Source organism: Mesorhizobium sp. M7A.F.Ca.AU.002.02.1.1 (genome assembly GCF_003998535.1).
In the GTDB taxonomy this organism is placed as follows: Bacteria; Pseudomonadota; Alphaproteobacteria; order Rhizobiales; family Rhizobiaceae; genus Mesorhizobium; species Mesorhizobium ciceri.
On the sequence record NZ_RZPB01000231.1, the window covers coordinates 1 to 7,874 of the forward strand.

Below are 7,874 nucleotides of genomic sequence, written 5' to 3' on the forward strand. Positions count from 1 at the left end.
GCTGCCGAGGGCCGGACAGCAAAACGGGCAACGCATCATGCCGATCGACGTGACCGGCGCGCGTGTCCTGATCGTCGACGACAATGCCGTCAACAGGGCGATCCTGACCGAGCAGATGACATCATGGACGTTCGATTCCTGCGCGGCCGAAAGCGGCGCCGAAGGCCTCAAGGTGCTGATCGCCGCAGCCGCCTATGGCGTGCCGGTCGATTGCGTCGTGCTCGACTACCAGATGCCTGAAATGAGCGGCGCCGAAATGGCGCGGATCGTGCGCAACACCGCTGGCCTTGCCGGAACGCCGATCATCATGCTGACCTCGGTCGACCAGTCGCTCGCCAACACCAGCTATCGCGATCTCGGCATCGATGCCCAGTTGATCAAGCCGGCGCGCTCTTCGGTGCTGCTGGAAACGCTGGTCGCCACCATCCAGCGGCATCGCCACAACACTGGCGGCAGCGACGCGCAGCCGCTCGCGGCCGACGTCGCTGCGAGCAATGTGACGCGGCCGCAGCCCTCGGCACCGTCCGAACAGCGGGCGCTGCTGCAGCCGCCTTCGATTCGCCCCCGGCCACCGGTGGCGGCTGGTGGCGACAGGCTGGACATACTGGTGGCCGAGGACAATGAGGTAAACCAGATGGTGTTCACCCAGATTCTCGGCGAGACCGGTTATGGTTTCGAGATCGTCGGCAATGGCCGCAAGGCGCTCGATGCCTTCGGCCGGCTCAACCCGTGCATGATCCTGATGGATGTCTCCATGCCGGAGATGAACGGTCTCGAAGCGACCGCCGCCATTCGCCGGCTGGAGGAAGAAACCGGCACGCATGTGCCGATCGTCGGCGTCACCGCGCATGCGCTGAAGGGCGACCGCGAGCGCTGCCTGGAGGCAGGCATGGACGACTATCTGCCCAAGCCGATCAGTCCCCGGGCGCTGCTCGAGAAGGTCGAGCGCTGGGTCGGCGCCAGCCGGCAGGCTCAGCGCAACGCCGGGTAGGGCCGGTCCTGCCTGTCCGAGTGCCGGGAATACGGCGAAGATTCGCGCCCTGCCAGCGGCCAAGACTATGGTGCGATCGCACCATATCAAAGGTTGTATCCAGCCGAGACAATGGCGGCGTTCGATTCCTCCCTTTCCAGTTACGGGCGGGAGCAGCGACCGCCGGCATGAGACAGCGTCAACCTACCCCAACGGACCTGTTTTCGGCGATGGCCCGGCCATGACACCGTCTGGCTGAGAGCAACGCGCTCCCGTCCGGCTTTTTTTCGTAAAGGCCGGCTAACCCCAAATCGCTGGCCAATCTCGGCCCCAAGCGGAGCAAGTCTCTGATTCCGGGGACAAAGCCGGGCTGCGTGTTCAGTGCCGGCCAGGCGGCGTTTTGCTCATCGCGATGACGCGTTACCGGGGTGACATCAAACTGTCATGCGACTGTTATAATCGAAGGCTATTGGCCTCAGCGGGCGCCGACTGACGAGCGCCGAGAGACCATCTTCCGAACAGGAGCAGGCCACATGAAGAAATTCCTCTATACGGCGTCGGCCGCTGCGCTTGCGCTCGCCGCGTCGTCCGGCTTCGCCGCCGCGCGCGACCAGATCCAGGTCGCCGGATCATCGACCGTGTTACCTTATGCCAAGATCGTTGCCGAGCAGTTCGGCGAAACGTTCACCAACTTCAAGACCCCGGTCGTCGAATCCGGCGGCAGCGGCGCCGGCATCAAGGAATTCTGCAAGGGCGTCGGCGAAGACACGATCGACATCGCCAACTCGTCGCGTCCGATCAAGGCGGACGAACTCAAGTCCTGCGCCGCCGCCGGCGTGAAGGAAGTCCAGGAAGTCCGGATCGGCTATGACGGCATCGTCTTCGCCACCGACATCAAGGGCCCGGACTGGGCGCTGGTTCCCGCCGACATCTACAAGGCGCTCGCGGCCAAGCTGGTCGTCGACGGCAAGCTCGTCGACAATCCGAACACCAAGTGGAGCCAGGTCAATCCGAAGCTGCCCGACTGGGACATCGCCGCCTACATTCCGGGCGAAAAGCACGGCACGCGCGAAGTGTTCGAGACCAAGCTCCTCGATGCCGGCTGTGACAAGGCTGCTCTCAAGGCCGCCGGCATTGCCGACGACAAGGAAATCGGCAAAACCTGCATTGCCATCCGCAAGGACGGCAAGGCCGTCGACATCGATGGCGACTATACCGAGACGCTCGCCCGCATCGACTCCAACAAGACCGGCGTCGGCGTGTTCGGCCTCGCCTTCTATGAGAACAATGCCGACAAGCTGAAGGTCGCCACCGTGGAAGGTATCGTGCCTTCGACCGAGACGATTGCCAGCGGCAAGTATCCCGTCTCGCGCCCGCTGTTCTTCTACGTCAAGAAGGCGCATCTGGGCGTCGTTCCCGGCCTCAAGGAATATGTCGAGTTCTTCCTCGACGACCAGATGGTTGGCCCGGAAAGCCCGCTCGCCGAATACGGCCTCGTTGCTGCTCCGGATGCCGAGCGTCAGGCCCAGCGTGACGCTTTCGCCGCCGGAAAGTCGATGTAATCAAGCTGCCGAACCGGGGTGCGGGTCAAATCCGCGCCCCGGTTTCACCGCAGGCCGCAATGGTGGCTGCGTTAGAATTTCCCTTGGGGTGGGTCCATGTCGTCCTTGCTCGTACTGGCCATCGTCGTTGCCGTCGGCCTGGTTGCCTTTTTCATCGGCCGGCAGCGTGCCGCGGCCCAGGACAATGGCAAAGTCAAGCCGCATTCGCGTGCCCACTATCACGGCTGGTGGGCCTTCCTGCTCGCCGTCCTGCCTGCTCTTTTGCTGCTTGCCGTCTGGGCCGTCGGTTCTTCGGTCTATCTTGACCGGCACATCCACGCTGCCTTGCCCGAGCGTACCGTCGACAGCAAGGTTGCCAGCGAGGCACTGGATGTCAGCCTGGTAAAGAGCCTCGCCAGGGGCCTGCGCAAACTCGATGCTGGCACACTGGCCGCAATGCCTGCCAGCTTTGCCGAGTTGCAGCCGCTGCTCGCCGCCAAGGGCGTGGCACTGGCGAGCGACACACAGGATTACATGATCCCGATCGCCGTCGAGGCGAACAAGGTCCAGGACCGGCTCGGCCTGTTCGGCGCCATTGTCATTCTGGCTTCCTCGATCGCCGGCGCCTTCTATGCGCTCAGGCAGATCGAGCCGCGCGCCAGGGCGCGCAACAATGTCGAGCGGTTGATGCTGTGGGGGCTGCTTGCCGCCTCCACCATCGCCATCCTGACCACCGTCGGCATCGTGCTTTCGATGCTGTTCCAGACGATCACCTTCTTCGAGAGCGTCTCGCCGATGAGTTTCTTCTTCGGCACGGTCTGGGATCCGCGTTTTGCCGCTGCCGGTTCGGGCGGCAGCCAGGGCCAGTTCGGCCTGATCCCGCTTCTTGCCGGCACGCTCTATATCGCCGCCGTCGCGCTGCTGGTTGCGGTGCCGGTCGGGCTGATGTCGGCTGTCTACATGGCCGAATACGCAACGCCCAGGGTGCGCTCGGTGGTCAAGCCGGCGCTTGAACTGCTGGCCGGCATACCGACCATCGTCTACGGCATCTTCGCCGTCGTCACGCTTGGGCCGTTCCTGCGCGACCTGTCAGCGGCGCTGACCGGCGGCTCGCCGTTCATCCAGGGCCAGAGCATCTTCACCGCCGGCCTGGTCATGGGCGTCATGCTGATCCCGGTCGTCTCCTCTCTCTCAGACGACATCATAACCGCGGTGCCGCGCGCCATGCGCGACGGGTCGCTCGGCCTCGGCGCGACCCGCTCCGAGACGATCAAGCGGGTGATCCTGCCGGCGGCACTGCCCGGCATCGTCGGCGCCATCCTGCTGACTGCCTCGCGCGCCATCGGCGAAACGATGATTGTCGTGCTGGCGGCGGGCGTCGCCGCCAACCTCACCATCAACCCGTTCGAGGCGATGACGACCATCACCGTCAAGATCGTCAACCAGCTCACCGGCGACCTCGAGTTCAATTCGCCGCAGACGCTGGTCGCCTTCGCGCTCGGGCTGACGCTGTTCACGCTGACGCTGGTGATGAACATCGTCGCGCTCTACATCGTGCGCAAATATCGGGAGCAGTACGAATGACCGACATTCCCATGGATACGATGGTCAGGCCGGCGGCCCATCCGCGCCGCGACATCGGCCTGAAGGCCCGTTACGCCGCCGAACGCCGTTTCCGCATCTATGGCGTCGTGGCGATTTCCGTAGGCCTGGCGTTCCTGGCAATCATGCTGATCACCATCGTCTCGAAAGGCTACACCGCCTTCTGGCAGACGACGGTATCGCTGCCGATCACGTTCGACGAGAAGGTGATCGATCCTTCCGGCAAGCGCGCAACCGATCCGAGCGTTCTGATCAAGGCGAATTATCCCAAGCTCGCAGAAAACGCGCTGGTGGCCAAGCTCGGCATCTCTCCTGATGACAAGCCGATGATCCAGAAGCTCAAGGGCTTCCTTTCGGAAGGCGCCCGCGTCCAGTTGCGCGACATCGTTGCCGCCGATCCCTCGGTGATCGGCACGACACGCGACGTCAACATCCTCGCCGCCGCCAATCTCGACTCGGCTTTCAAGGGCCAGATCGACCTCAGTGTCGAGGAAGCGCGACGCAAGGTCTCGGACCAGCAGATCACCTGGATGAACAAGCTCAAGGCCGAGGGCGCGATGGCCGAGCACTTCAACAGCGGCCTGTTCACCTACGGCGCCTCCAGCCGCCCGGAAACCTCGGGCATGGGCGTGGCGATCATCGGCTCGCTTTATATGATGGTGATCGTGCTGCTGCTCGCGCTGCCGATCGGCGTCGCCGCCTCCATCTATCTGGAGGAATTCGCCAAGAAGAACCGTTTCACCGACCTTATCGAGGTCAACATCAACAATCTGGCCGCAGTGCCGTCAATCGTCTTCGGCTTGCTCGGCCTCGCGGTGTTTATCAATTTCCTGGGCATGCCACGCTCCGCCGCTTTCGTCGGTGGCCTGGTGCTGACGCTGATGACGCTGCCGACGATCATCATCGCGACGCGCGCCGCGCTTGCCGCGGTGCCGCCGTCGATCCGCTCGGCAGCTCTCGGCCTTGGCGCCTCCAAGATGCAGATGGTGTTCCAGCACATCCTGCCGCTTGCCGCGCCCGGCATCCTCACCGGCACCATCATCGGTCTTGCGCGCGCGCTCGGCGAAACCGCGCCGCTGCTGTTGATCGGCATGGTCGCCTTCGTCGCCGATCCACCGACGACGCCTTTCGATCCGGCCACCGCGCTGCCGGTGCAGATCTATATGTGGGCGAACGAGGCCGAACGCGCCTTCGTCGAGCGTATGTCCGGCGCCATCATCATCCTGCTCGTCTTCCTCATGGCCATGAACATCACCGCGATCGTGCTTCGGCGTCGGTTCGAGCGGCGCTGGTAGAAAAAAGGCATTTTGGTATGAACATCATGACCGAACAGTCCCTTGAAAACGCAGTGGGCGACAAGATGAAGTCGAACGAAGTGATAAAAATGCGCGGCGACAAGGTCGGCGTGTTCTACGGCGAGAAGCAGGCGCTGTTCGACGTCGATCTCGACGTCCGCCTGAACCAGGTGACGGCGCTGATCGGCCCCTCCGGCTGCGGCAAGTCCACCTTCCTGCGCTGCCTCAACCGCATGAACGACACCATCGATTCAGCACGGGTAACCGGCAAGATCACGCTCGACGAAGAGGACATCTACGACAAGAACATCGATGTCGTCGAACTCAGGGCGCGCGTCGGCATGGTGTTCCAGAAACCCAATCCGTTCCCAAAGTCGATCTACGAGAACGTCGCCTATGGTCCGCGCATCCACGGATTGGCCAAGCGCAAGGCCGACATGGATCAGATCGTCGAGTCCAGCCTGAAGAAGGCGGCGATCTGGAACGAGGTCAAGGACCGTTTGCAGGAACCTGGCACGGGTCTTTCCGGTGGCCAGCAGCAGCGCCTGTGCATTGCACGCGCCATCGCCGTGTCGCCCGAGGTGATCCTGATGGACGAACCGTGTTCGGCGCTCGACCCGATCGCCACCGCTCGCGTCGAGGAACTGATCGACGAACTGCGTCAGAACTATACGATCGTCATCGTCACCCATTCGATGCAGCAGGCAGCGCGCGTGTCGCAGCGCACCGCGATGTTCCATCTTGGCTATCTGGTCGAGGAGGGCGCCACCGACAAGATGTTCACCACCCCCGACGACAAACGCACCCAGGACTACATCACCGGCCGGTTCGGCTGATCTCTGGCATATGAGGGACGAAGATCATGGGTGAACATACCGTTGCATCTTTCGATGAGGATCTGGAGCAGATCAGCCAGCTGATCCGCGACATGGGCGATCTCGCCCGCTCGATGGTCGGTGGCTCGACCAGGGCTTTGCTCAATTCGGACAATGCGCTGGCGCAGCGGGTGGTTTCCGACGACGCCATCATGGATGCACGCCAGCGCGAGCTGGACGATCGTGCCATCACGCTGATCGCCAAGCGCCAGCCAATGGCCAACGATCTGCGTGCGGTGGTCGGTTCGATCCGCATGGCCGGCGACCTCGAGCGCATCGGCGACCTTGCCAAGAACATCGCCAAGCGCGTCGGCACTGTCGGGCTGAGCGTCACGCCGCACGACCTTTCGCATTCGATCGACGCAATGGCGCAGCTGGTGCTGATCCAGGTGCAGGGGGTCGTCGACGAGTATGCCGCCGCTGACGCGGCAGCGCTTGCCACGCTCAGAAACAATGATGAACGCATCGACGTCAAATACACATCGGTGTTCCGCGAACTTCTGACCTACATGATGGAAGATCCGCGCAACATCACGGCGTGCACGCACCTGTTGTTTTGCGCCAAGAACCTCGAGCGGATCGGCGACCACGTGACCAACATCGCCGAAAATGCCTATTATGTTTTGACCGGCACGCAGTTGCCAGCCAACCGTCCGAAGCAGGACGAGACGGCAATGTCCGCGCCAGCGGCATGACAGGGGTGACCAGCCGATGATCGCGCCACGCATCATGGTGGTGGAGGATGAGGAGCCGCTAGGCGTGCTGCTCCGCTACAATCTCGAATCCGAAGGTTACCAGGTCGAGGTGGTGACGCGCGGCGACGAGGCCGAAATCCGGCTGCAGGAGAACGTTCCAGACCTTCTGGTGCTCGACTGGATGGTGCCTGCGGTTTCCGGTATCGAACTCTGCCGCCGGCTAAGGATGCGTCCCGAGACCGAGCGGCTGCCGATCATCATGCTGACCGCGCGAGGCGAGGAAAGCGACCGCGTGCGCGGCCTCTCGACCGGTGCCGACGACTATCTGGTCAAGCCTTTCTCGACGCCGGAGTTCATGGCCAGGGTCAAGGCGCTGCTGCGCCGGGCCAAGCCGGAAGTGCTGTCCAGCGTGCTCAAGGTCGGCGATATCGTGCTCGATCGCGAATCGCACCGTGTCTATCGCAAGAAGAGCGAAATCCGGCTCGGGCCGACGGAATTCCGCCTGCTTGAATTCATGATGCGCCATCCAGGCCGCGTGTTCTCGCGCAGCCAACTGCTCGACAATGTCTGGGGCGAGACGATCTACATCGACGAACGCACGGTCGATGTGCATGTCGGCCGGCTGCGCAAGGCGGTCAACAACGGCCGTATGCCCGATGTCATCCGCACCATCCGTGGGGCGGGTTACGCCATTCGCGAGGACTGAACTCCCTCGTTTGAACTCACGCCACGTTCTTGCCGCCGAGACCGGATCTCGCCTGCACGCCCGGCGCAAAAATCTCCTGATCGACGAAGATTAGCGCCCGCATGGCGCAGCCTTCGCGGATCAGCGGCAGTTCGTTCGGCTCGGTGTCGAAGGAAATCGACTTGGAATGCTGGCCGCCGGCGGTCTGGGC

The 7,874-nt window shown here is 63.1% G+C and carries 7 protein-coding genes and 1 pseudogene; 7 read left to right on the forward strand and 1 reads right to left on the reverse strand.

Annotated features, from left to right (window positions below; genetic code table 11):
* The 7 genes from EN879_RS16010 to phoB form a co-directional block, all read left to right on the forward strand.
* Positions 1-991, forward strand: a 991-nt coding sequence (locus EN879_RS16010; protein WP_164774429.1) for a response regulator, incomplete at its 5' end; no start/stop codon positions are given.
* A 512-nt stretch (positions 992-1,503) separates the two neighbouring features.
* Complete coding sequence (locus EN879_RS16015; protein WP_027163159.1) at positions 1,504-2,532, forward strand: substrate-binding domain-containing protein; 1,029 nt, start codon at positions 1,504-1,506, stop codon at positions 2,530-2,532.
* Between the two features lie 96 nt (positions 2,533-2,628).
* Positions 2,629-4,095 carry a phosphate ABC transporter permease subunit PstC gene (gene pstC, locus EN879_RS16020; RefSeq protein ID WP_063169148.1) on the forward strand — a complete coding sequence of 489 codons (1,467 nt, stop codon included), beginning with the start codon at positions 2,629-2,631 and terminating at the stop codon, positions 4,093-4,095.
* Positions 4,092-5,408 (forward strand): phosphate ABC transporter permease PstA, encoded by a 1,317-nt coding sequence (gene pstA, locus EN879_RS16025; protein ID WP_063169147.1) that lies wholly within the window; start codon positions 4,092-4,094, stop codon positions 5,406-5,408. Before pstC ends, pstA begins: the two co-directional genes overlap by 4 nt.
* Before the next feature lie 17 nt (positions 5,409-5,425).
* Entirely contained in the window at positions 5,426-6,244 is an 819-nt protein-coding gene (pstB, locus tag EN879_RS16030) for a phosphate ABC transporter ATP-binding protein PstB (RefSeq protein ID WP_013529271.1), read from the forward strand.
* 26 nt (positions 6,245-6,270) lie between these two features.
* On the forward strand, positions 6,271-6,978 hold the full coding sequence (phoU, locus tag EN879_RS16035) for a phosphate signaling complex protein PhoU (RefSeq protein WP_013529272.1): 708 nt from the start codon (positions 6,271-6,273) through the stop codon (positions 6,976-6,978).
* A 16-nt stretch (positions 6,979-6,994) separates the two neighbouring features.
* Positions 6,995-7,684 carry a phosphate regulon transcriptional regulator PhoB gene (gene phoB, locus EN879_RS16040; RefSeq protein WP_010911896.1) on the forward strand — a complete coding sequence of 230 codons (690 nt, stop codon included), beginning with the start codon at positions 6,995-6,997 and terminating at the stop codon, positions 7,682-7,684.
* 16 nt (positions 7,685-7,700) lie between these two features.
* Here the strand turns inward: phoB and EN879_RS39955 are convergent.
* Positions 7,701-7,874 (reverse strand): annotated as a pseudogene (locus EN879_RS39955) (sugar kinase); the annotation flags it as partial.